Origin of the sequence: Lentilactobacillus parakefiri (genome assembly GCF_002157585.1) — a bacterium.
GTDB classification, from domain to species: domain Bacteria; phylum Bacillota; class Bacilli; order Lactobacillales; family Lactobacillaceae; genus Lentilactobacillus; species Lentilactobacillus parakefiri.
The window spans coordinates 1-21,777 of the sequence record NZ_BDGB01000034.1; the positions used below are offsets into that span (position 1 = coordinate 1).

General features: G+C 43.2%; 17 protein-coding genes, 2 pseudogenes and 1 other annotated feature. Of the genes and pseudogenes, 13 read left to right on the plus strand and 6 right to left on the minus strand.

Features of this window, described 5'->3' with window-relative positions; genetic code table 11:
* Window positions 1-48: 48 nt before the first annotated feature.
* Complete coding sequence (locus tag LPKJCM_RS02960) at window positions 49-381, plus strand: magnetosome magnetite crystal formation protein family (RefSeq protein ID WP_225364101.1); 333 nt, start codon at window positions 49-51, stop codon at window positions 379-381.
* Window positions 382-490: 109 nt separating this feature from the next.
* On the opposite strand, the gene LPKJCM_RS02965 is transcribed toward LPKJCM_RS02960, so the two are convergent.
* Together LPKJCM_RS02965 and LPKJCM_RS02970 are read right to left on the minus strand one after the other, a co-directional pair.
* Window positions 491-1,021, minus strand: a complete 531-nt coding sequence (locus LPKJCM_RS02965) for a DUF3267 domain-containing protein (RefSeq protein ID WP_057962756.1) — start codon at window positions 1,019-1,021, stop codon at window positions 491-493.
* Between the two features lie 391 nt (window positions 1,022-1,412).
* On the minus strand, window positions 1,413-2,801 hold the full coding sequence (locus LPKJCM_RS02970) for a L,D-transpeptidase family protein (RefSeq protein ID WP_057962757.1): 1,389 nt from the start codon (window positions 2,799-2,801) through the stop codon (window positions 1,413-1,415).
* Between the two features lie 258 nt (window positions 2,802-3,059).
* Here LPKJCM_RS02970 and LPKJCM_RS02975 point away from each other — a divergent pair, with 258 nt between their 5' ends.
* Window positions 3,060-3,488, plus strand: coding sequence for a GNAT family N-acetyltransferase (locus LPKJCM_RS02975; RefSeq protein ID WP_057962758.1), 429 nt, complete (start codon window positions 3,060-3,062; stop codon window positions 3,486-3,488).
* Window positions 3,489-3,837: 349 nt separating this feature from the next.
* Here the strand turns inward: LPKJCM_RS02975 and LPKJCM_RS02980 are convergent, their stop codons facing one another.
* Together LPKJCM_RS02980 and LPKJCM_RS02985 are read right to left on the minus strand one after the other, a co-directional pair.
* A complete protein-coding gene (locus tag LPKJCM_RS02980; RefSeq protein WP_057962759.1) occupies window positions 3,838-5,181 on the minus strand; it encodes a PFL family protein in 1,344 nt (447 codons plus the stop codon).
* 12 nt (window positions 5,182-5,193) lie between these two features.
* Complete coding sequence (locus LPKJCM_RS02985) at window positions 5,194-5,463, minus strand: ACT domain-containing protein (RefSeq protein WP_057962760.1); 270 nt, start codon at window positions 5,461-5,463, stop codon at window positions 5,194-5,196.
* A gap of 184 nt (window positions 5,464-5,647) precedes the next feature.
* Between LPKJCM_RS02985 and LPKJCM_RS02990 the strand changes: the two genes are divergently transcribed.
* The 5 genes from LPKJCM_RS02990 to LPKJCM_RS03015 all read left to right on the plus strand — a co-directional run bounded on the left by LPKJCM_RS02990 (window position 5,648) and on the right by LPKJCM_RS03015 (window position 10,834).
* Window positions 5,648-6,214: a sugar O-acetyltransferase gene (locus tag LPKJCM_RS02990; protein WP_057962761.1), complete on the plus strand. Its 567-nt coding sequence runs from the start codon at window positions 5,648-5,650 to the stop codon at window positions 6,212-6,214.
* Between the two features lie 70 nt (window positions 6,215-6,284).
* Window positions 6,285-6,521, plus strand: a binding site (T-box leader).
* A 258-nt stretch (window positions 6,522-6,779) separates the two neighbouring features.
* Window positions 6,780-7,592, plus strand: a complete 813-nt coding sequence (locus LPKJCM_RS03000; RefSeq protein WP_087069532.1) for a 2-keto-4-pentenoate hydratase — start codon at window positions 6,780-6,782, stop codon at window positions 7,590-7,592.
* A 488-nt stretch (window positions 7,593-8,080) separates the two neighbouring features.
* Window positions 8,081-9,373: a Y-family DNA polymerase gene (locus LPKJCM_RS03005; protein WP_057962763.1), complete on the plus strand. Its 1,293-nt coding sequence runs from the start codon at window positions 8,081-8,083 to the stop codon at window positions 9,371-9,373.
* 21 nt (window positions 9,374-9,394) lie between these two features.
* The gene (locus LPKJCM_RS03010; RefSeq protein WP_057962764.1) at window positions 9,395-9,715 is read left to right on the plus strand and encodes a hypothetical protein; all 321 of its coding nucleotides are present in this window, start codon (window positions 9,395-9,397) and stop codon (window positions 9,713-9,715) included.
* A gap of 87 nt (window positions 9,716-9,802) precedes the next feature.
* Window positions 9,803-10,834: a matrixin family metalloprotease gene (locus LPKJCM_RS03015; RefSeq protein WP_057962765.1), complete on the plus strand. Its 1,032-nt coding sequence runs from the start codon at window positions 9,803-9,805 to the stop codon at window positions 10,832-10,834.
* A gap of 64 nt (window positions 10,835-10,898) precedes the next feature.
* Here LPKJCM_RS03015 and LPKJCM_RS03020 read toward each other — a convergent pair whose 3' ends face one another.
* Complete coding sequence (locus LPKJCM_RS03020; RefSeq protein ID WP_057962766.1) at window positions 10,899-12,071, minus strand: pyridoxal phosphate-dependent aminotransferase; 1,173 nt, start codon at window positions 12,069-12,071, stop codon at window positions 10,899-10,901.
* A 260-nt stretch (window positions 12,072-12,331) separates the two neighbouring features.
* On the opposite strand from LPKJCM_RS03020, the gene LPKJCM_RS03025 reads away from it, so the two are divergent.
* The 3 genes and pseudogenes from LPKJCM_RS03025 (at window position 12,332) to LPKJCM_RS03035 (ending at window position 16,626) form a co-directional block, all read left to right on the plus strand.
* The gene (locus LPKJCM_RS03025) at window positions 12,332-14,479 is read left to right on the plus strand and encodes an amino acid ABC transporter substrate-binding protein/permease (RefSeq protein WP_094193568.1); all 2,148 of its coding nucleotides are present in this window, start codon (window positions 12,332-12,334) and stop codon (window positions 14,477-14,479) included.
* Complete coding sequence (locus LPKJCM_RS03030) at window positions 14,476-15,213, plus strand: amino acid ABC transporter ATP-binding protein (protein ID WP_057962767.1); 738 nt, start codon at window positions 14,476-14,478, stop codon at window positions 15,211-15,213. Before LPKJCM_RS03025 ends, LPKJCM_RS03030 begins: the two co-directional genes overlap by 4 nt.
* A gap of 261 nt (window positions 15,214-15,474) precedes the next feature.
* A pseudogene (locus LPKJCM_RS03035) lies at window positions 15,475-16,626 on the plus strand (DNA/RNA non-specific endonuclease).
* Window positions 16,627-16,913: 287 nt separating this feature from the next.
* Here the strand turns inward: LPKJCM_RS03035 and LPKJCM_RS03040 are convergent.
* Window positions 16,914-19,136 carry a nitric-oxide reductase large subunit gene (locus LPKJCM_RS03040; protein WP_225364103.1) on the minus strand — a complete coding sequence of 741 codons (2,223 nt, stop codon included), beginning with the start codon at window positions 19,134-19,136 and terminating at the stop codon, window positions 16,914-16,916.
* 1,228 nt (window positions 19,137-20,364) lie between these two features.
* Between LPKJCM_RS03040 and LPKJCM_RS03045 the strand changes: the two genes are divergently transcribed.
* The 3 genes and pseudogenes from LPKJCM_RS03045 to LPKJCM_RS13425 all read left to right on the plus strand — a co-directional run.
* The gene (locus tag LPKJCM_RS03045; protein ID WP_057962768.1) at window positions 20,365-20,796 is read left to right on the plus strand and encodes a hypothetical protein; all 432 of its coding nucleotides are present in this window, start codon (window positions 20,365-20,367) and stop codon (window positions 20,794-20,796) included.
* Between the two features lie 3 nt (window positions 20,797-20,799).
* On the plus strand, window positions 20,800-21,270 hold the full coding sequence (locus tag LPKJCM_RS13420) for a hypothetical protein (protein WP_057962769.1): 471 nt from the start codon (window positions 20,800-20,802) through the stop codon (window positions 21,268-21,270).
* A gap of 367 nt (window positions 21,271-21,637) precedes the next feature.
* Window positions 21,638-21,777, plus strand: a pseudogene (locus LPKJCM_RS13425) (IS5/IS1182 family transposase); the annotation flags it as partial.

Consider the following 21,777-nt stretch of genomic DNA (forward strand, 5'->3'; position numbering starts at 1 on the left):
TAGCAACTAGACCACTTCTAAGAATAGATTCTTAGTGTTGCACTTGATTTGACAATTGAGGCAAAAAACAAACTTGTTAATTCGTTGTCATATCTTTCGATTATCTTCGCACCATTCATTTTCCCGTTCATCGTTTGGCTTATCTCAGACAATAATCGGGACATGCACGATACTGCCAGACACGCATTCATTCTGCATTTGATCCCGGTTGTGCTAACAATCCTCACCTTTCTAATTGCTGGTATCAGCGGGGTTGTTTCCGAGAAAGCTGCATTCACTGGGTTCCTTTTCTTAGCGTTAATCGCGCTGGTTGCCCTAGTGGACCTGGGGATGTTTATCTACAATTTGTATTTAGGAATCAAGATATTGGTTCAAGATTAACAAAACAAAACACAACAAAGGGATTGCAGCCAAGATTCAAGTCTTGACCGCAATCCCTTTTTCTATTTCGTTTTATATGTCTAAGAGGTGCGCCTCATCGGACTCGCTCTCAACTGGGCGAATAGATATCAATGCCATTTTCCCGGTCACTAATGTAATAATGCTTTGGTGAACTTATCACCAGCCATACGAGGTAGAAGTCACCCACGCAGCTGGCACCATGAAGCGCGGCCAATGATAAAAACAACTCTCCAGGTAGCCACCCTAGCAGAAACATTGCAATTAACGCTAACGAAATGACGACAAACGGGGTGACACCAATCCAAATAAACTGACCTTTGGTATAAAGGGATTTTGGGCTTGATACAGATAGCATCCCACTTCTAAAGCGGACTTTAATTTTTCCATTTGGCTTAAACACTTTATAAAGGATGCCATGAAGAACCTCATGAATCGTCACAATTACTAATAACGCGACAATTAGCCAAACGAAGTAGTCTTTATTGAATTTGACAGTCATTGAGCCAACCAATCCGCCAAACAGCCACAAGAAGCCCAAAAAGGCGATAACAGCGGCCACGTTCAAGCCATAAACCAAATTGCGGTTATTGCTAATATCAACGTGCTTGTATAAATGCACGATTGTTCACCCCATTTCACTATTTATCATTATATTACCATACATCAAATCAAAAAGAGTGGAGCAAGAGGCGCTTTGATCCCGGAATGTAAGGCAAATAAGTGATTATTCCCGGGTTTGGAATGATTACTTATTTGCCTTACATGGCAGGGATCAGCCGATTGTTGCACGTTTCGGCCAAGTAGCAAAGGTGCTGATACAGTGGAACTTAAAGCGGTTAGTTTCCAGAATATAAGCCAGCCATCCGAATATCCTGGGTTTGGATATTTGGATGGCTGGCTTATATTCTGGAAACTGCTTTAATTTTCACGTTTTTACTATGGAATATTTCCATGCGGAAGTAAAGTTGAGACGATAATTATTTTTGTCCCAACTTTACTTTTATTCCTTGTTAGTAATAAATAAATACCGGTTCTAAAGTGTGCGTGTTCTTCCACACCTCACCCATTCGTGAGGGCGGATTATTCAAACAGCCATGAGAATGATACTGAGCCCGGGCACTTGGATTACCATAGACTGACGCTGGCTGCCATGGTGAATCATGCATCCCGACACCTGAGTTGGTCAATGGTTCCCAATAGCTTACTGGTGAGGCGTATTTTGATCCGTCACTGTTCTTTCCTCTCAAAGTAGCGTGGCGCTGCTTGTACATAATGTAAAAGGCACCCTGAGGCGTTCGGTTACCGCCGGTCAACGTTCCAGACATAATCGGAATGTTAGCCATCAGCTTCCCGTTCTTATAAACATATTCGTGAAGCCTTTGCAGGTCAATTGCAACGTAGGTCTTACCGGAACCCTTAATACCATAGCCCGTTCCGACTGCGTAGTGGCTTAAGTTCATCGTGACTGAATGCGATCGGCCAAGATTCTTCAATATATTCTTAGTCAAAACCTTCTGATTAACTTTCCACCCGTATGTTCCGCCGGCATGAACGCGGACCTTCTTACCTTGGTGAGTTGTAATCCACACTGATTTTCCAAGTGTATCAACTTTGTTGGCAAATTGAGCGACCCAGCGCTTAACCTTGGTAGAATCAAACTTGTAATTGCCATTAGCAGTTGGATGACCGTTTGTAACCCACCGCTTGGCAACAAACTTGTAAGTCTTATTGTAAGTATTCAAAGTGACCGTATTGTTCAAAACATTCGCCAATTGTTTCTTTTGGTTGGCAATTTGCGAACTGCCTGGTTTAACGTAAGCATCCTTGGTCATTTTAACCGAAATCAGTAGACTGGACTTTGCTTGTTTCTTAAAGTTGCTGACCATCTTTGCTTTGTCCAAAGTACTTCCTTGCTGACCAGGTTGAACAACAATCTTGCCATCCTTTAAAATAACCTTAGAATCAACGGTTTGCTTCCGGCTAGTATTGATTTGATCAATCCGATTCTCAAATTTGGGCAATAAAGTCTTCAAACGATAATTAAGCTGCTTGTTAGTCACATCAGACTTTGCACTCAGCTTGGCAGAAGTCATCGCACTCATTGAACTACGGTGTTTAAATAATTTCTTAACATCCTGAGAATTCAAACTGATCTTTGAATCCCGAACAACTAAATAATTGCCATCTTCATCGATATGTGAGGTGTTCAGCTTCTTGGTTGCTTGAGCAACAGTCAAACCAGAAACATCAACATCATTGATCTTGGTGAATTTAAAATGATTTTGAAAATAGAAATGAGAGCCCACGAAGCCACCAAAAAGAACCAACACGAAACCGATCAGGATTCGTGTCCATAATTTTTTCCTGGGCTTTTTTGCGAACTTCTCTTTACGTGACATTGCTAATGCCAACCCCCTTTGTCTATCTATGCATATTTTACGAAGTTTTTGCACTTCAATCTACTAAAAGCGCTTGCCAAATCAATCCTTAAACAAATCTTCAGTTTTGTCTCATAATTTTGAATCACTGGTTTTCATGTTACCATTAATCTGCCGAATAATTAAGACATAATCAAAACTTGCAATTGACTTTTACCATTCGGGAAGTATCGGAAACACCCTCTTAATTACACTAATATGAAATTTAAGGAGACCATCATGAAATTAATTGTGGAGAGTTCCAAACCAGCTCGTGCTGCTGCAGCTTACATTCGAATGTCAGTCTTCGTATTGGAACGCGGGATCGCCTTTCGAGACGAATTCGATCAAAAAGACTCCGACAACATGGTTTATGCGGTCCTATTCGACGGTAAACGGCCAGCCGCCACTTGTCGATTTGAAACTTATAACGATCACACCCTAAAAGTTGGCAGAGTTGCAACTTTAAAAGAAGCCCGTGGACATGGATTTGGTAGAAAAGTTGTCAGTGCTCTTGAAGACAAGGCCAAGCAAATGGGGTTTACTCATTCACTGATTCATAGCGAAATGGACGCCATCAAGTTTTATCAACGTTTGAATTATGAAATCACTTCTGATGTCTTTTATGAAGACGGTGTGCCCTGTGTTGTCGTGGAAAAAGATTTGTAGCCCGCGCTCATTTTCTACTGCTCCCTTCGGCCTTTGAGATACGCTTCGACGGCCGGCTGAAAGCCTGCCTAGCCTACTTGGCGATGACCCTGACCCCTAACGTATAAGCAAAAGACAACCCCTGATGAACAAAAACCGTTCATTAGTGCATGTACGATTTTATTTTTTCCTGTAGTCTACCGGGTTTAAAGCACTTATTTTCTTTACTGCTCACTTCGGCCTTTGAGATACGCTTCGATGACCCTGACCCCTAACATATAAGCTAAAGACACCCCCTGATGAACAAAAAACGTTCATCAGGGGGTGTCTTTAGCTTATATACCGGGGCCACCCGGGTCTCGTCGCGCGCTTAATTTTTAAACGAATGAATCGGTGCTGGAATTCTTCCTCCCCTTTGGATAAACTTGGCTGGGCTCTTGGTATTTACCGGCATTACCGGTGCGTACCCAAATATCCCGCCGAAGTCAACCTGCTCACCGACCTTCTGGCCCTTAGCTGGGATCACCCGAACCGCTGTCGTCTTATTGTTGATCACACCAATTGCCGCTTCATCTGCGATCATCCCACTAATTGTTTCAGCCGGCGTGTCGCCCGGAACGGCCACCATATCCAAGCCAACTGAACAAACAGCCGTCATTGCTTCCAATTTTTCCAAATTCAAATTACCGTGTTCAACAGCCCTAATCATGCCGCTATCTTCAGACACAGGAATAAAGGCGCCTGACAGGCCGCCAACATGTTCACAGGCCATGACGCCGCCCTTCTTGACGGCATCATTCAATAGTGCCAAGGCAGCCGTTGTTCCTGGCGCCCCAACACTTTCCAATCCAATTTCTTCAAGAATTTCGGCAACTGAATCCCCTTGGCTTGGTGTTGGTGCCAGTGATAAATCGACAATTCCAAACGGGACGTTCAGTGCCTTGGCAGCCACATTGCCGACAAACTGCCCCATTCGAGTGACTTTAAAGGCCGTTTTTTTGATAGTCTCGGAAACCGTGTCAATCGATTCGCCTTTGACCTGTTCAAGTGCGCGCTTAACAACTCCTGGGCCGCTAATCCCAACGTTAATCACTTTGTCAGCTTCCCCAACGCCATGAAAAGCGCCAGCCATGAACGGATTATCTTCAACTGCGTTGGCAAAAACCACCAAGCTCATACAGCTGACCGGATCAATTTCGGCCAAGTCCTTAACGACTTGCCCCATTTGTTTGACGGCATTCATGTTGATTCCAGCTCTCGTGGAGCCAACGTTAACAGAACCACAAACCCGTTGCGTCTCACTCAACGCTTCCGGCATCGAAGCAATCAACTTTCGGTCCCCCGACTGATACCCCTTTTGAACCAGTGCGGAGAAACCACCAATCAAATCAACGCCCAGCGTCTCGGCAGCTTTTTCCATTGTCTGCGCATAAGCAACATAATTATCATCGTGGCATGCAGCCGCAATCATTGAAATCGAGGTCACAGAAATTCGTTTATTAACGATGGGAATTCCGTACTCCGATTCAATCTGATCAGCGACTTTCACCAAATCTTTGGCACTGGTCGTCAACTTATCATAAATTTTTTGCCGTGCTTTGGTACCATCACTATCAATACAGTCAAACAGTGAAATGCCCATCGTGATTGTCCGAATATCAAGCTTCTCCTCAGAAATCATCTGAATGGTCTCTAAAATTTGTTTGGTTTCCACTTTGACGACCCCCTACAGTTTTTGAATTGCGTCAAACAATTCCTGACGCTGAATATTGATCGACAAACCGGTTTCTTTCGCCAAGTCCTGCAAGCCCTGTTTGACGACTTCAAACTGTACATCCTTATCGTCCCACTCACCCATGAGCATCATGGTAAAGTCACCATGCATCAAGGTCTGCGAAATGTCGGTAATGTTAACCTTCAAAGTTGCCAAGCGCGCTGAAACCTTTGCCACAATCCCAACTTGGTCATGGCCAATTACTGTAATAACTGCTTTCATTGTCTGCGTCCTTTCAAATCCACTGAGTACAATCAATTATTATTCATTAATTGCATTTATCATACCCGATATTAAGTCGCTGGGCAATTTCTAATTTATCCTAATAAATATCGTTAAATAATAATTTATACTTACAAATAATGATATAATGTAAATTAATTTACGACAAAGGATGGACAATCACATGGCAACTGAAAAGGAAAAATTTTTAGCGGGTGAACCATATTTGGTGATGGATCCCGAATTAACCAATGATGAAACCAAAGCTCGCCGCTTATGTAAGATGATGAATGAACTGGACGATACAGCCGGTGCAGAAAAAGAGGCTCTAGTTCGCAAACTGTTCGGCTCAGTCGGAAAAGGCCCCTGGGTTCAACCAAACTTCCGCTGTGACTTTGGTTACAACATTCACGTTGGTGACAATTTTATCTGTAACTATGATAATGTCATCTTGGATATTGCCCCAGTGACCATTGGTAATCACTGTATGCTGGCCCCCCACGTGCAAATTTATGCTGCTTATCATCCCCTGGATCCCAAACAACGGGCTAACTTTGTGGGTCTGGGCAAATCAGTGACTCTGGGCAATGATGTTTGGGTTGGCGGCGGATCAGTGATTCTTCCCGGCGTGACTTTGGGGAACAACGTAATCGTTGGTGCGAATTCAACGGTTACCAAATCCTTCGGGGATAACCTCATCATCGCGGGAAATCCAGCTCGCGTGATCCGGGAAAATCCCAATAAAAAATAATTAATTTCAAATTTACGGTTGACAATCAAAATAACCAGGTGTAAATTAATGACAATCATTAAATTCAAATTAAAAAGTGATGAAGAGAAACATCATTTTTCGTTCGTAATAAGAGAGTTGCTGGTTGGTGTGAAGCAATTTACGTCCTTAGATGATTATCATCTCCGAGCTATGTGATCAAAGGTTTAGTAGATTACATTGGGTGCACCCATTATTGTGTCAGCGTATCGCGAAAGCTGTACGTGTGAGGTAATGCTAGTAATAGCGTTACAAATTAAGGTGGTACCGCGCAATAGGCGTCCTTTTAACTATCCATTTCTGGGTAGTTGAAGGACGCTTTTTTATTTGAATTTAAGTCATGATTTAAGGTGGTGAGGACTTATGGAATCGGTGATTAGCAGCTCCAATGAAAATCCTGGTCAGATTCAGATTTTGCACACACATAATTTCAACCGACATAGCGCCATTGACCTAACAACACATATATTTCACGTTACTGAATGGTCCCCACTGTACATACAGTTGAGGATCCATGGATTAAAGACAATTTATGGAGGAAACGCTTATGGATGAACAAGCAACAATGGCATTAACAACTAAGGAAAATGAATTAGCAACCAAATTATTTAACGCTTATGAGACACACAAACCACTAAAAGAGTCCGACTACGATGGTGTCGTTAAGGATGAAAAGTCAGCCTACCGGGTTCAAAGACGATTAACCCAACTTAAAGGCGAAGATGTTGGCGGCTACAAAGTATCGCTTACCAGTAAGCAAACTCAAGATATGTTCGACTCTGACTCACCCCTATATGGTGCTCAAGTCAAGAGCCACTTCCTACAGTCACCGGTTACCCTACACCGTGGTGAACTCATGGAACCACTTGCTGAAGTTGAAATGCTCTTTACTGCCAAAGAAGACCTCAGCAGTCAGGATTCTTTAGAAGACCTCATGAACAAAACCAAGGTTGCCGCGGCTGTCGAAGTACCTGATTCACGCTTTAGTGACTGGTTCCCAAGCCTATCAAAATATATGGTTATGTCTGATGCCGCGGTTGGTGGGTACGTCGTTTACGGTGATGAAAAAGACACCAATCTCTTATTTGATAGTGTCGATGAGCTAGCCAACGTTAAATGTGAACTATTCCATGACGGCAAAAAGCTAAAGGACGGTGCTTCCTCAGAAGTCTTAGACAATCCGTTAAAATCCCTTCACTGGCTGGTTGAAAAGTTGGAATCACAAGGCATGCCGCTACAGGCTGGACAACGGGTATCAAGCGGGACTTTCCTACTACCCGAATCACTCAGCAATGGCGACTGGAAAGCCACCTTTGATAAAGGGCTTGGCGCTGTCTTCTTGAAAGTTGCAGGTGATTAGCTTAGATCATTTTTCGATAGCAAATTAGTTACTAATTATTTTTGAAGATATTGATGAAATTGATGATAATTGATAAAAATGAAATTGAAGCGACTCTTCTCAAGGCGGAAAACTTGGGCGGGGCGCTTTTTTTGTGGGATTGTTGATCTTTTTAGTTTTTTGCTTGAGTTGGTTCTGGCCCGACAGAATTATCCTTATACATAATCACCCACTTTTCCTATGTTATTTTGGGTTAGATTCCACCAAGTTTGTTGCGCTTATTATATTTACTGCTCCCTTCGGCCTCGAAAATACGCTCCGACGCCCCTGACCCCTACCACATAAGGCAGAAAGTCCAGCGATGAACTAGGCCCGTTCATCACTGGACTTTCTGCCTTATGTTCCGGGGTCACCCGGGTCTCGTCGCGCTCTGGTTTTCTTGACAAGCCAAACAAACGTTCGTATTATATAGGTACTCAATAAAACTTTTCCAATCGCAGGTGATCCTTATGCAAACGCCTCTCGATAATCCCAATCTTTTACCCAGTCACGATATCATGTGCATTGACTGCAAGTCTTTTTTTGCTTCCACTGAGGCCATCAAACGCGGCGAGCATCCCCTCTCCGCCAAAATTGCCGTCATGAGCCGTGAAGAATCCTCCGGTGGACTCATTTTAGCTGCCAGTCCCTACACCAAGAGAAATTTTGGCGTCAAACTGGGAACTCGGCGCTTTGAAGTTAATGATCAGATGGACATTGAAATGGTAGAGCCGCACATGGCTGATTACGTCGCCCTTAACTACCGGATCAACCGCATCTACCGTCAGTTTACCGATGATATTCACTGGTTTCCCTACTCCATCGACGAAAGCTTCATCGATGTCAGCCACAGCCACAAATTATTTGGCTCTAACACTCAAATTGCCAAGCTTATTCAAGATAAAGTTTTTAAAGAAACTGGCATTGTCACCACCATTGGGATCGGCGAAAATCCCTTGTTGGCAAAGCTGGCGCTTGATAATGCCGCCAAGAAAAAAGAACCTTGGCAGGCCGAATGGCGCTATATCGACGTTCCCAATACTATTTGGCAGATTCCAAACCTTGCCGATATGTGGGGCATCGGCAGCCACACTGCTGCTAAACTCAATCAATTAGGAATTTATACCATCAAGGAGCTGGCACACGCTGACGTTCGCCTGTTAAAGAAGAAGTTTGGCGTGATGGGTGAGCAGCTGTATTACCACGCGTGGGGAATTGATTACTCCAGCCTTGAGAAGCGTTATCTCCCCCGCTCGGACAATAAAGGCTATGGCAACTCACAGGTATTAATGCGTGATTATACTGAACTCGCTGATTTAAAAACCGTTTTTGGTGAAATTGCCGATCAAGTTGCCACCCGCCTGCGGAAAAACAACGTCGTTGCTGAGGTCGTCAGTATTTTCGTTGGAATGGCCACCGCGGACAAGCAGGGACGGACGCACTTCTCAGCTCAAATGCACATTGAACCCACTAACTCAACTAAGTGCATTGCCAATGCCGTTCACTATCTATTGGAAGCCAAGTGGGACGGCAGTGCCGTTCGTAATGTCGGCGTCCGCTGCAACCGGCTTTCAAAAAAACGTGAAACCCGCTTCAGCTTGTTTGAGGATCCCATCACCACCTTGGAAAAGGAAAAGCTGGAGCAAACCATTGACATCATTCGCAAAAAATACGGCTATAAAACATTAATCAGAGCTTCGTCCAAGACCAAGGGCGGTACAGCAATCGAGCGTGCCGGTCTGGTTGGCGGCCATCAAGCTTAATTTATCCAGGAGGTCTTCACTATGCTTTCCGAATCAAGAGAATTAATTGAAAAGTACCGCCAATCCTTCAAACGGATTCCCAACTATCAATATTGGCTGGTGATTGTTGACAACCATTTTAATGATCGTTATTACTTCTTCATTTATAGTCGGAAACTAAAAACTAAACTGGTCCGTTCGCATGAGTTATTAGCCTTGGTTCACGACCGGCACAAATATCAGCAGGTCCTAGCCGATCTCAAAAAGATTAGTCATCTGAGTATCGAATACAGGGATACAGCCCATTTAGTAGAGCCAATGCCAGAAATTACCACTGATAAGATTCACGGTCACAATTTCTGATTAGTCTTAGGGCCCATAAATAGCATATTATGAATTGAATATGGTATATTAATGGAAACACTTGCAGCTTTGAGGAGACGCGTTCAAATGAGTCGGGTTGTAAAAAAATTAATGCTGCTGATAGTGAGTCTGCTTTCATTTATCTGGATAGCCAATGTAACCGGAACCTCGGTTGATGCAAAGCTCACAGCAGCCAAAATTATTCGAACCACCCCACAAAGAAGCGCCGCTTACCGAGCTTTCAAAGGGATTATTTATGGTAATGCAACCCTAACCAAAAGGGCGCACAACGCTAAGAATTATCCGGACACGATCTTCTACGCCACTGAACGCGTGACTGTTAAAAAGACCAATGGTAAAACAGCAATCTACTATTATATTGCGAACCAAAATAAAACGATAACCGGATATATTTGGCACGGTTATTTAACCAAAGCCCAAGTTGCAATGTCTTCGAGGTCACTGCTGAAATTGATTAATGCAGCACCTGACATGAACCCGGATGAAGCTATTCAAAGCCTGAAGCCGGTGAATTATGAGACTCACGAAGCTACTTTTGATTTAGCCTATAACGTTTTTCATTTTTCACCGACCTCAATGTTCAAGGATCATCAGGCATTGATTTACGTCGCTGATCCGGAATTGAATCAACACGTTCAAAACGCCATGAACAAATGGAATACTGCCTTGGGTGAAACAGTCTTTCAGATGGGAAGTCAAAATCACTATACCTTGAAGATTTCGTTTGGCAATGGCACCAAAGAAGGCTGGGATGGTCTTTACGACGGCAGGCAGATTTATATTGATAAGTCCCACTATCACGATGCCAAATATCCACTGGGGTATATCAAGCCCAGCCTGGCTGCCCAATTTACGATTGATCAATACTGGGACGGTGTCCTGGCACATGAACTCGGCCATACACTTGGGCTTGATCATACCGGTTATCAGGCGGATTTGATGTATGCGACGACAAGTACCGGCAATATGATCGCCAAGTATGCCTGGCAAAAACCCGTCGAAAAATCCACGAGTGGGCTGGACGGAACCGAAATGGCAACGATCACCAATCGCGATTTGAACCGCGCCAAGTTAACTAAACTGCTCGGCTATTGGTAAAAAAATAAGCACCGAAAATGTGGCGGCAATGCCAATCATTTTCGGTGCTTATTTGCGCTTTTGACTAATCAAAGAGATGAAGTTTGGCAATTCGATGACAAGCTTCGGTGAACCTCGGCTCATCAATTAATAAGCCGACTCGAACAAATCCTTCACCACCCTGACCAAAACCATTGCCAGGGGCAACTGCAACCGCAGCTTTATCTAGTAGCAAGTCAGCAAATGATTCACTGGTATAGCCCGCGGGAGTCGGCATCCAAGCATAAAATGAACCACCGGATGGATAAGGTTCCCAGCCAATTGCCCGAGCAGCCTTGAAAAATTGATTCCGACGCTTCTCGTAAAGGGCCACTAACTCATGAACCGACTGCTGATCACTATTTAAAGCCGTAATGGCGGCTTTTTGGATGGCTGGGAAGACACTCACAAACAAATGATCCTGAATTAGATTGATGGCTTCAATCATGTCGGCGTTCCCCGCCGCAAACCCAATCCGCCAGCCAGCCATGTTATACGATTTGGAGAAAGTATCCATCTCGATACCAACTTCTTTGGCACCAGGCGTTTGCAGAAAACTAACTGGTTTGTGGCCGTCAAAACCAATCGCCCCATAGGCAAAGTCTTGCACCACCCCAATCTGATTGGCTTTAGCAAATTCAACTGTCCGCTGATAAAATGCCGGCGTTGCCACAGCTCCCGTTGGGTTATTCGGATAGTTTAAATACATCAACTTAGCCGCATCAACCACCTCGGGCTTGATTGTTTGATAGTCAGGCAAAAAGTCATCTTGTTCCCGCAGCGTCATCAATGCTAACTTGACTTGTGCTAATGAAACACCGGACAGATAATCCGGATAGCCGGGATCCGGTAACAACATCGTATCCCCAGGATTCAGAAGTGCAAACGGTAATTCCACCAACCCAATTTTAGAGCCGCCGAGAATCGCAATCTCTTTGTCGGGATCCAAAGTAACCCCGTATTCACGCCGATAGAAATTGGCGGCTGCCAGCTTCAGTTCTGGGTCTCCTCTGAATTGGGAATACTTATGATTGGCAGGAATAGCAGTTTGTTCCTGCATGGCTTTAATAATGAAATCTGGCGTTGGCTGATCCGGATTCCCCTGCCCTAAGTTAATCACATCGGCACCGGTGGCCACTTTGGCATTGACTTTCTTGACCAAACTGGCAAAGAATTGTTTGGGTAACTGCTGTAAGACGTTCGACTCTTCAAATTTCAACTTATTTCCTCCAATATAATATGTATAACTGATCATTAAAATGCGAAGTTAATTTTAAAGATTATTATGATAAACTGCCAAATCAATGTCAACACATTTTCTAACTTAAAATTAATAATTCTCAGCATTTTGCAATGCCACGCTGGACTTGGCACCGTTTGCACAAATTTGCCAATGCTATACAGAATCATAAATTTCTGGTATTATGTTTTCATTATTATATGTTATGCTTTATTACATATGTCTAGGAGGAATAATTCATGAAGCGCAAAGTGTTAATGGCTTTCGGATTGTTGGCAGCTTTTGCCACAATTTTGTTCTGTCTAGCACTGCCAGGCAGTCAAGCACAAGCTAAGACGTATCAAATCGGGACGGATGTGACTTATCCCCCATTTGAATTTGCCAACAAGAATAACAAATATGTTGGCATCGATATTGATATTATCAAATCAATCGCCAAGGAGGAAGGCTTTAAAGTCAATGTTAAGCCGGTTGGATTTAACGCAGCGGTGCAATCCGTTCAATCCGGCCAGCTTGACGGAATTATTGCCGGAATGACGATTACGCCGGAGCGTAAAGATAAGTTTGATTTCGGAACCCCCTACTACAAGACCGGGGCGGTCATGGCCGTCAAAAAAGGCAGTGATATCACCAGCTTTAAACAACTGAAAGGCAAGAAAGTCGCTCTCAAAACCGGAACAGCCGCTGCGGACTACGCTAATAGTTTGAAGAAAAAATACGGCTTCAAGACCGTGACCTTCGATGATTCGGACAACATATATCAGGATGTCACGACTGGCAATTCAGTCGCTTGTTTCGATGACCAGCCTGTTCTTCAGTATGGGATTAAGCACGGCTTAAAGCTTCAAATTGCAAGTAAACCTGCCAACCAAGGCTGGTATGGGTTTGGTGTTAAAAAAGGTACGCACAAAGCGTTGATTAAGAAATTCAATGCTGGCTTAAAAAAGATTCAAGCCAACGGTACTTATGACAAAATTGTCGGCAAATATCTGGGAACCGCAAATAATTCCAAAGTAAAGGGCAAGACCTTCACCATTGGAACCGATGTCACCTTCCCGCCATTTGAATTTGCCAACAAGAACAACAAGTACGTCGGGATTGATATGGACTTAATCCGGGCAATCGCCAATGAACAAGGCTTCAAAGTCAAAATTAAAGCGCTCGGGTTTAACGCGGCTGTCCAGGCCGTGGAGTCCGGACAAGCCGATGGCGTGATTGCCGGAATGTCAATCACTAACGAACGGAAGGCTCAATTCGACTTTTCCAAGCCGTATTTCAATTCTGGCGTTGTCATGGCCGTGGCCCAGAACAGCAAGATTCATAAGCTGTCAGAACTAAGAGGCAAGCGGGTTGCAGTCAAGACTGGAACTTCAGGTGCCGATTATGCCAACAGTATCAAGAAAAAATACGGCTTTAAAGTCGTCACCTTTGATGATTCGAATAATATGTACGCAGATGTCTCAACGGGAAATTCAGTTGCCTGCTTTGAAGATCACCCAGTCATGCAATACGCAATCAAGCAAGGAACCAAGTTAAAGATTGTCACGAAGCCGGCATTGAATGCGCCATATGGGTTCGCGGTTAAAAAGGGCCATAATCAAGCGCTCCTGCAGGCCTTCAATCAAGGATTAGCAGATCTAAAAGCCAGTGGAACGTATGATAGCATTAAAGCTAAATATTTGGGCGCTGATGAGATTAAAACGGCTGCTAAGACATCTGGTAACGATGCTGAAGACCGCACGTTTATCGGCTTAATTAAGCAAAATAAGGGTGCCCTATTATCTGGACTTCAAGAAACACTTTGGCTGACAGTTGTCTCGATCTTCTTTGCGACGATCTTTGGGGTCCTGGTTGGTTTGATGGGCGTGGTGCCAAACAAATTTAGTCAAGGAACTTCGACGACTTTGATTTACCTATTCAGAGGAATGCCACTGCTGGTTTTGGCGTTATTTATTTATACCGGTATTCCGAGTTTGACGGGACAAAAGATTCCAGCCTTCGTCGCCGGGGTCGTCACGCTGACCTTTAACGAAGGGGCCTATATCGCCGCGTTTGTTAAGGGCGGGATCCAAGCCGTCGATCCAGGGCAAATGGAAGCCTCAAGAAGTTTAGGGCTACCGTTTGGAAAAGCCATGCGTAAGGTTATTTTGCCCCAAGGAATTCGGATTATGGTCCCATCATTTATTAACCAATTCATCATTACGTTGAAGGATACTTCGATTCTTTCAATTATTGGTTTGCTGGAATTGACCCAGACCGGTAAAATTATTATTGCGAGAAACTTGGAAGGATTCAAAGTCTGGACGATTGTGGCCGCAATCTATCTGATTATCATTACGGTATTAACTTGGTTATCAAATTGGGTACAAAGGAGAACTAAGGTATGAGCGAAAAAGTAAAAGTCACAAATTTAGTTAAAACTTTTGGTGACAATGAAGTTCTTAAAGGCATTAATTTAACGGTTCAAAAAAATGAAGTGGTCGTTATTATCGGCCCTTCAGGATCTGGGAAGAGTACCCTCCTTCGCAACTTGAACAAGTTAGAGGAACCGACTTCTGGATCAATCGTGATTGATAATGTCGACATCGCCAGAAATGACGTTGATATTAATGCTGTTCGAGAAAATATTGGCATGGTATTCCAGCATTTCAACTTATTCAAGAACCTCTCCGTTGGTGAAAACATCATGTTGGCGCCAGTTGAGCTCAAAAAGCAAACCAAAGATAAAGCAGCCATTCAGGCAAAGCAGTTGCTGAAGACGGTTGGTCTGGAAGAAAAGTTTGATGCAACGGTTCAGTCATTGTCCGGTGGTCAGCAGCAGCGAGTTGCCATTGCCCGGGCACTAGCAATGAACCCGGATATCATGTTGTTTGACGAACCAACTTCAGCCTTGGATCCCGAAATGGTCGGCGATGTTCTGGCTGTTATGAAGGACTTGGCCAAACAAGGAATGACCATGGTCGTGGTCACCCACGAGATGGGATTTGCCAAGGAAGTTGCCGACCGCGTTGTCTTCGTTGACGATGGTCAGATTCTTGAAGAAGGGACGCCGGAACAGATTTTTGAGCATCCCAAGAATGAACGGTTGCAGGATTTCCTGAATAAGATTTTGAACGTTTAATCTTTTTGATAGTCACCCTATATGAAACCCGTGAGGAACGCAATTCCCCGCGGGTTTTTCTTTGTCTTCTAAATGATTGAACAAAATTTTAGTAGCGCATGGAGACCTCTTTGGGCCACCACAACAATTGGCTTGTTCGCCTGTTAACCATTAGAAATCACCTGTATAATTATAATGGCTAGTGGATTGAATTTTCTCGTAGTACGATTTTGATGATCAATTCATTTTTCCAACTATATATTTTTTGAGGGAGATTACAACGTGAAAGTACATAAGCATATTCTACTGGTTGCCATCCTGTTGATTTTCGTCGGTGGTAGCATAACTTGTTGCAGTGAAAACAACCACCAATCATCTGAAAGGCAGTCATCACAGGTGACTGCCGACAGCCATACCAAAAAATCCGTAAAAACCGATCCCCACCGTCATTCACAGAGTCCTTCAACCGTTCAACCGCATCAAACTATTCTAAAGAAATTGATTGATTATACCAACAATGAGTCAGCTGGCCCAACCGGTGATTATTATTAGACAACCGGTAAAGCCCATTTTAGCCATTTTTCGGGATTAAGTGCTGGGGATTACCGTTTCTCAGCGGATGCACAGGGACGATCAGCAACCGCCCGAGCCGTGTTAACCTATTCAGAGTATCGTTTGTCAAAAGGCAGCCGCCAGGGTGACCCGCTAGAGCCGCCCGCATGGCCGGAAAACAAGCTAGTTGCCATTAACTTTGGTCTGACTGGACGGACATACCACGGTTATCTATACAATCGCAGCCATTCGATTGGCGATAGTTTGCTGGGCGCCAAATCGTATACATCAACGAACAACTTCACAACCGGAACCCGACCACAAAATGTCGGTGCCGACCAAAATGTCGGTGCCGACCAAAATGGTGGCATGCGGGCGGCAGAGGAAGCCGCAGAGAGCTACTGGAAAGATAATCCCAATACCCGCCACGTCATTTATTATCAAACCACCCCACTCTACCAAAAAAGTGAAACAATGCCCCGGGGTTCAGTGGTCGACGTCCGTTCCTCAGATAAAGTTTTAAATACGCAAATTGTGGTCATTAATGATGCTGAAGGAATTAAGATTGATTACAGCGATGGTCGTAATAACGCCAAGCCATATCAACACCGCAATTCAAGTTCCGCTTCATCGCGGCAATCGACCTCATCAAATACCACTGAGGCTTCCAACTCACATCAAAGTACCGGCTCAACAACTGGTACGATGACAACAAATGGCTCCTGGACGGTGGCCGCCAGCGGCATGGTATTTGTCTCTGATAGTGATAAATACTATTCCGAAGTCAAGAACCCAAATAACTATCAATATGAAAGTGCTTCTCAAGCAAGTGCCAGCGGGGCAACTCGGGCTCAAAGGGGTAATCAGTACGCTAGGCCTTAGTTCAAGCGGTAGCTATTTCAAAGTAGTGATTTCTGCTTTTAATCTGGTTAATGACAGTTTTAATACACCGTTCAGATTGATAAAACTTGGAACAAATGGCTGATTTTGCCAGCTAACAAAAAGAAACGCAGCTATTCAATCGAATAACTGCGCTTCTTTTTGTTCTGAGATCAAATTGCCTGTCGCCGTCTCTTAATAGTCGTTCTTTAATTCAGCTGCGTCTTCACGTTCATCTTCTGCAGCCAATTTTTCTAGCGCTTTAGTGGCAGCCCGATTATCATCTTTTTTCAGGTTAAAGAAGGCCCTGACGACAATAACCAGTAGAACCACCACAGCAGACCCGCCACGACTGGTTGGTGATAGAAACTGAGCAGCCGAGCGTGCCAATAACCGTGTTTTAGCGCATCGATTAATTGAATTTGGCCCACTGGCAATAACGTAATGAACACCATTCCGGCAAGACCAATGTTGGTCAGCCAGGCGGCCCAGCTAACGGCCTTTTCCATTTTTTTAGTCCAAAATTGTTTCTTAGTCACATTTCGCAATGTATAGAGCATAATTGCGATCGAGAACATGCCATAAACACCAGCCATCGAGGCATGGGCGTGGGCGGAAGTCCATTGCGTGCCATGTTCAAAATAATTGATTGCAGGCGCGTTAATCAAGAAACCAAGTGCGCCGGCACCAACTGCATTCCAAATCCCCGTCCACATCAAGAAGATAAAAGTCCCTTTGTAAGGAAAGACCTTCTGTGTATCTCGGTAGACACGGTAATGTGTGTAGGCTTCCCAAACCAGCAAGCAGAGTGGGACAATTTCCAGCGCAGAAAAACATGCCCCCAAAGCGAGCCAAACTGAATGATCGCCTTCCCAAAAATAATGGTGTCCCATTCCGACAACGCCAGAACCTAAAAGAAGAATCACTTGGAAATAAAGTGCTCGAACTGTTGAGCGAACCGTCGTCAACTTCATATCAACCATTAACCAACCAATAAGGATCACCGCAAATGATTCAAAGATCCCCTCTACCCAAAGATGGACAATCCACCAACGCCAATAGTCAGCAAAAGTAACGTGTGAATTTGGCAGGATGAATAGTGATGCTAAGTAGAAAGCAGGAATCGCAATGGCTCCACAGAACAGTAAGGTCGTCAGTCTTGTTCGATCATAATCCGCCTTGCGTTTCATGGCAGGAATAAATCCTCTCATCAAAATAATAATCCAGAGGACCATCGCCAAAATAAAGACGATCTGCCAAAATTTGCCCAGTTCAAGATATTCCCAACCGGAATTACCAAATAACCACCAATTTTTATTGATAATGCCAAGGGTTGATCCCCATTCACCAAGCATGGAGCCGCCGACACAAATAATTAATCCCCAAAATAACAGATCAACCAATTTTCCTTGATTTCTGGGCTCTCGTCTAAGTACCCGAGGAACAATGTAGATTCCGGTTGCCAGCCAAGTGGTTGCGACCCAGAAAATAACCGATTGGAGATGCCAGGCTTTCGCAACGTTAAACGGCCAAATGTTTTGCAGTGGCAAACCGAAGAACGAGTTCTCAACATAATAATGGGCCATTAGTTCTCCCATCAAAATCTGCAATAAGAACATCAGCATCACGATTACGAAAAATTTGGCTACTTTCTTCTGGCTGGTTGTAATCGGCAGATCCGGATCAATGTCAACCGGCGAATCTGGCAGATACCGTGATTCCATATCAAACTGATAACGACGCTGGAAGTAAATAATTACGCCAATCCCAACGACTAACAATGCAACCGAAATAGCCGTCCAAACCATTGCCTCGGCGGGCATCACGTTGCCAGCATCCTGATCATAAGGCCAATTGTTTGTGTAAGTGAAACTTCGATCTGGTCGGTTTGTGGAAGATAACCATGCACCCCAGAAGAAGAAGCTCGTTAACTGATCCACTTTATTGCCTTTATACATGAAAGCATCGGTTTTCTTTTGGTTGATCATCGATGCCGGGAGTCCAGCCTGTTGTGGATTATTAATAAATTCTTTTCGATAATAGCTTTGAAGCGTTTTAAGTCCTGCGGCTTGTGCATCGGTCAACCTTAAAGTTTGTTTGGCCTTGTTATAACGGTTGACTTTAATTTCCTTCTTAACTTTAGCCTTAATGCCACCCTGCTGAAGGTCACTAAACGTTGTAAAGTCCTTATGATACAACGTCTTTGCATAATACTGGTCCATTCCCTTCAAGTAGATATGCAATGATTGGGCCGTATAATCCGGTCCTAAGTATGACCCATTCCCCAAATAGGTACCGTAATCAGCTAAACCGTACTTTTCGTAGACTGCTTGCCCAGATAATAATGATTTTTTTGAAATAAGTTCAGTTCCATTCTGGTTAACAATCTGACTTGGCCGGGGTGCCTCATTTTTAAAAATTGCCAACCCACCGGCAATTAAGATTGAGAAGGCAACCACTAGCGTTACTACGAGCACCCTCGTCAGGCGTCGATAATTATATCCTGTCTTCATATTCCTACCCTCCAAATAATAAGTTAATCTTTGATTACCCTTATATAATACCATGGGTTTATATCATAATAAATAATTATTTTATATATATTACAATATTTCTTGATTATTATCGTATATAGAGGATGGTTGATAGCTTAAAATCCGTTCTACGCAAAATGAATGATGATCTTCAATACACACTATTGCTGACTCGTTGTTATTATTGAGCTCTTGTCGCAGGTTATATTCCCTAACTAAAATGAAAAGATGGCAGATTAGTATTAGAATGCCTTTGATGAATGGTAAGAATAATTTCAGCAGTGTCAGATTTCGGCCAATATGCTAGAATGAAGGTATAAATGGACTGTAATTAGTCATTGAAAGGTTGCGAGCACTCATGAAATTATTGATTGTATGTGCATCTGCATTGACACTCTGCACCGGCGCGGTTGGGGTTACCCATTACTGCAACACGCCCCACCAGTCACAACCACGTGTAGAACGGGGTTGCGGCATGTACAAGTAGTTTGGTTTTTCAAACGCAATTTGGCTACAAATAACTGTTATTGGCAATAGCTGAATGTTGCTAATAACAGTTTTATTTAAAGGCAGCCGAAGACCTCGTTTGGAATATAAAAATGCGAAGAAGAACTAATTCATTCTCGAATCATGAGTGTACTAACTGTTTGATATAAATACTACCTCGTAGTAAAGCGTCAATTCGAGATCGGCGATACCAGCGACTTTTTCCATGACTCTTAATGACCAACTTATTTTAGATATAGACACAGATAGAGCCGATTTCTATAGTCTTATGAGGATGCTATAGACGAAGAAAATTTAGTTTTTACATTTTCAAATTCAAGGCAATCGGTTTTGGCAAAATGGTTCAGTAAAAAAACAGCAAGATAATGTTTTAGAGATCAAAAGAGACGGAACTGTCTACTACGAAAACAATCACGATCATGGCATCCGTCCATTACAATACTTATAGAAGCGATGATTCCGTTTGTCAGACTTTAAGTCTACGGGTAATACACATTCATGCCACCATTTATAGCCGAACTGAATGGGCACATTTTACGTTCATGACTATAAAAACAAAACCTGTAAGCACAATCGGTCCTAATGGAATTTGGATATTAATTATATAGAAGAAAATGGATCGTTGCCCCATTCATATGCTGACTTGGTACATGCTTATGGAACACCGGTAAACGAAATAGATTAAAGTTGAGGGGATATTATGAAAATTAAAAAAATATTTTTGCTAGCAATGCTAAGCGGAACGTTGGTGAGCGTGGGTACGCTCACTAATCCAGCTAATGCTTCAGCGCATACCTGGTGGGATGGGACGCCAACTAATGTTCGTGGATATTGGAGAACACGACAAGTTTATATACCTGCTTATGGTTTCTCAACGCATGCTGCTTTCAAAGCAAAAAGTCATTCTGTGACTTTCGCTTATACGCAAGCAGCCCCTTTCCAATTAACCAATACCTATTGGCGAAAGACTGGTGCTCATTCATATACGATTCACGGTGCCTGGGCAGCCGACTATGGGGTTGATCATCGTCTGACAGTCAAAAAATTAAGCAAAAATGTTATCCGGATTTATATTGATGGGTCACGTTCTACCAAATCAACACCCTTTCCAAATAAATTTTATCGGGGGTAAATCATGAGAATTAAGCAAGGCTTGTTATTGGGGATTACAACTTTAACATTCGGAGGGCTGATCGCATTCAGTGCCTCAAGTACAGTATCCGCATCAAACTATTTTCCGGTCCACCACTATCATACTTACACACCACGCAGTTGGCGCGGAACCTACACCAATAGTTATGGCAGCACAATGAATGTGAACACTTATTCGGTAGCACTAGATGGAAAAACAATTTATAAAAATACTTGGAGCGGGTGGCATAAGCTTGCTTTTGCTAAAGTAGATTCATCTCACTATACCTTCAACGCTTTGGCCAAGTATGGGTATCAAAGCAGCCGACGCTGGCGTCTAAAATATAAAAGTGGCAAAAAAGAACTGATAAACTACCAGGCAATGGGTTATACAACTGTGTGGCATAAATACTCCCCCGCAGTAAAATACAAATTTAGAACTGCTGATAACACGGACTTTTTCTACGACACTTAGCGGCCAGCCTACTTAGACATGAATATAGATAGCACAGACCTCCATAGCTCGTACAAAGACGCTAAAAATGAAGACAATTCAGTTTCAACATTTTCAAATTCCAGGAAACAAATTGAAGCTAAATGGATTAGCAAAAACCAGCAAGATAACGTATTAGAACTTAAAATTGATGGAACTATTTACTACGAAAATAATGATTCTCATAACGTTCGTCCTTACAATGCATTTAGAAGTGATGGTTCTATTTGGTCTTATTTCAAGCCAACCAGTAAGTATGCAATGCTAAAAAAGGGAACCCATATTTATAAGAAGCTGTCCAAGATCTATGATTTTTGATATACTTCTATGTAAAAAGCGAGTTTAAGCTATGAAAAATTATCCCAGCAATATTACTCGGCAACAATTTGAATTAATTCGACCAGCTTTAGAAAATTTTCGTAAGCGAACTAAGCCTCGAAAATATGACCTCTACGAGGTCTTCTGTGCGGTCCTATATGTCTTGAAAAC

Excerpts from the sequence above, each read along its gene's own strand:
- LPKJCM_RS02975 (WP_057962758.1), top strand. The coding sequence starts at position 3,060 with ATGAAATTAATTGTGGAGAGTTCCAAACCAGCTCGTGCTGCTGCAGCT.
- LPKJCM_RS03030 (WP_057962767.1), top strand. The coding sequence starts at position 14,476 with ATGAGCGAAAAAGTAAAAGTCACAAATTTAGTTAAAACTTTTGGTGAC.
- LPKJCM_RS02985 (WP_057962760.1), bottom strand. The coding sequence starts at position 5,463 with ATGAAAGCAGTTATTACAGTAATTGGCCATGACCAAGTTGGGATTGTG.
- LPKJCM_RS03005 (WP_057962763.1), top strand. The coding sequence starts at position 8,081 with ATGCAAACGCCTCTCGATAATCCCAATCTTTTACCCAGTCACGATATC.
- LPKJCM_RS03000 (WP_087069532.1), top strand. The coding sequence starts at position 6,780 with ATGGATGAACAAGCAACAATGGCATTAACAACTAAGGAAAATGAATTA.
- LPKJCM_RS03045 (WP_057962768.1), top strand. The coding sequence starts at position 20,365 with ATGAAAATTAAAAAAATATTTTTGCTAGCAATGCTAAGCGGAACGTTG.
- LPKJCM_RS03015 (WP_057962765.1), top strand. The coding sequence starts at position 9,803 with ATGAGTCGGGTTGTAAAAAAATTAATGCTGCTGATAGTGAGTCTGCTT.
- LPKJCM_RS13420 (WP_057962769.1), top strand. The coding sequence starts at position 20,800 with ATGAGAATTAAGCAAGGCTTGTTATTGGGGATTACAACTTTAACATTC.
- LPKJCM_RS03010 (WP_057962764.1), top strand. The coding sequence starts at position 9,395 with ATGCTTTCCGAATCAAGAGAATTAATTGAAAAGTACCGCCAATCCTTC.
- LPKJCM_RS03025 (WP_094193568.1), top strand. The coding sequence starts at position 12,332 with ATGAAGCGCAAAGTGTTAATGGCTTTCGGATTGTTGGCAGCTTTTGCC.
- LPKJCM_RS03040 (WP_225364103.1), bottom strand. The coding sequence starts at position 19,136 with ATGAAGACAGGATATAATTATCGACGCCTGACGAGGGTGCTCGTAGTA.
- LPKJCM_RS02990 (WP_057962761.1), top strand. The coding sequence starts at position 5,648 with ATGGCAACTGAAAAGGAAAAATTTTTAGCGGGTGAACCATATTTGGTG.
- LPKJCM_RS02970 (WP_057962757.1), bottom strand. The coding sequence starts at position 2,801 with ATGTCACGTAAAGAGAAGTTCGCAAAAAAGCCCAGGAAAAAATTATGG.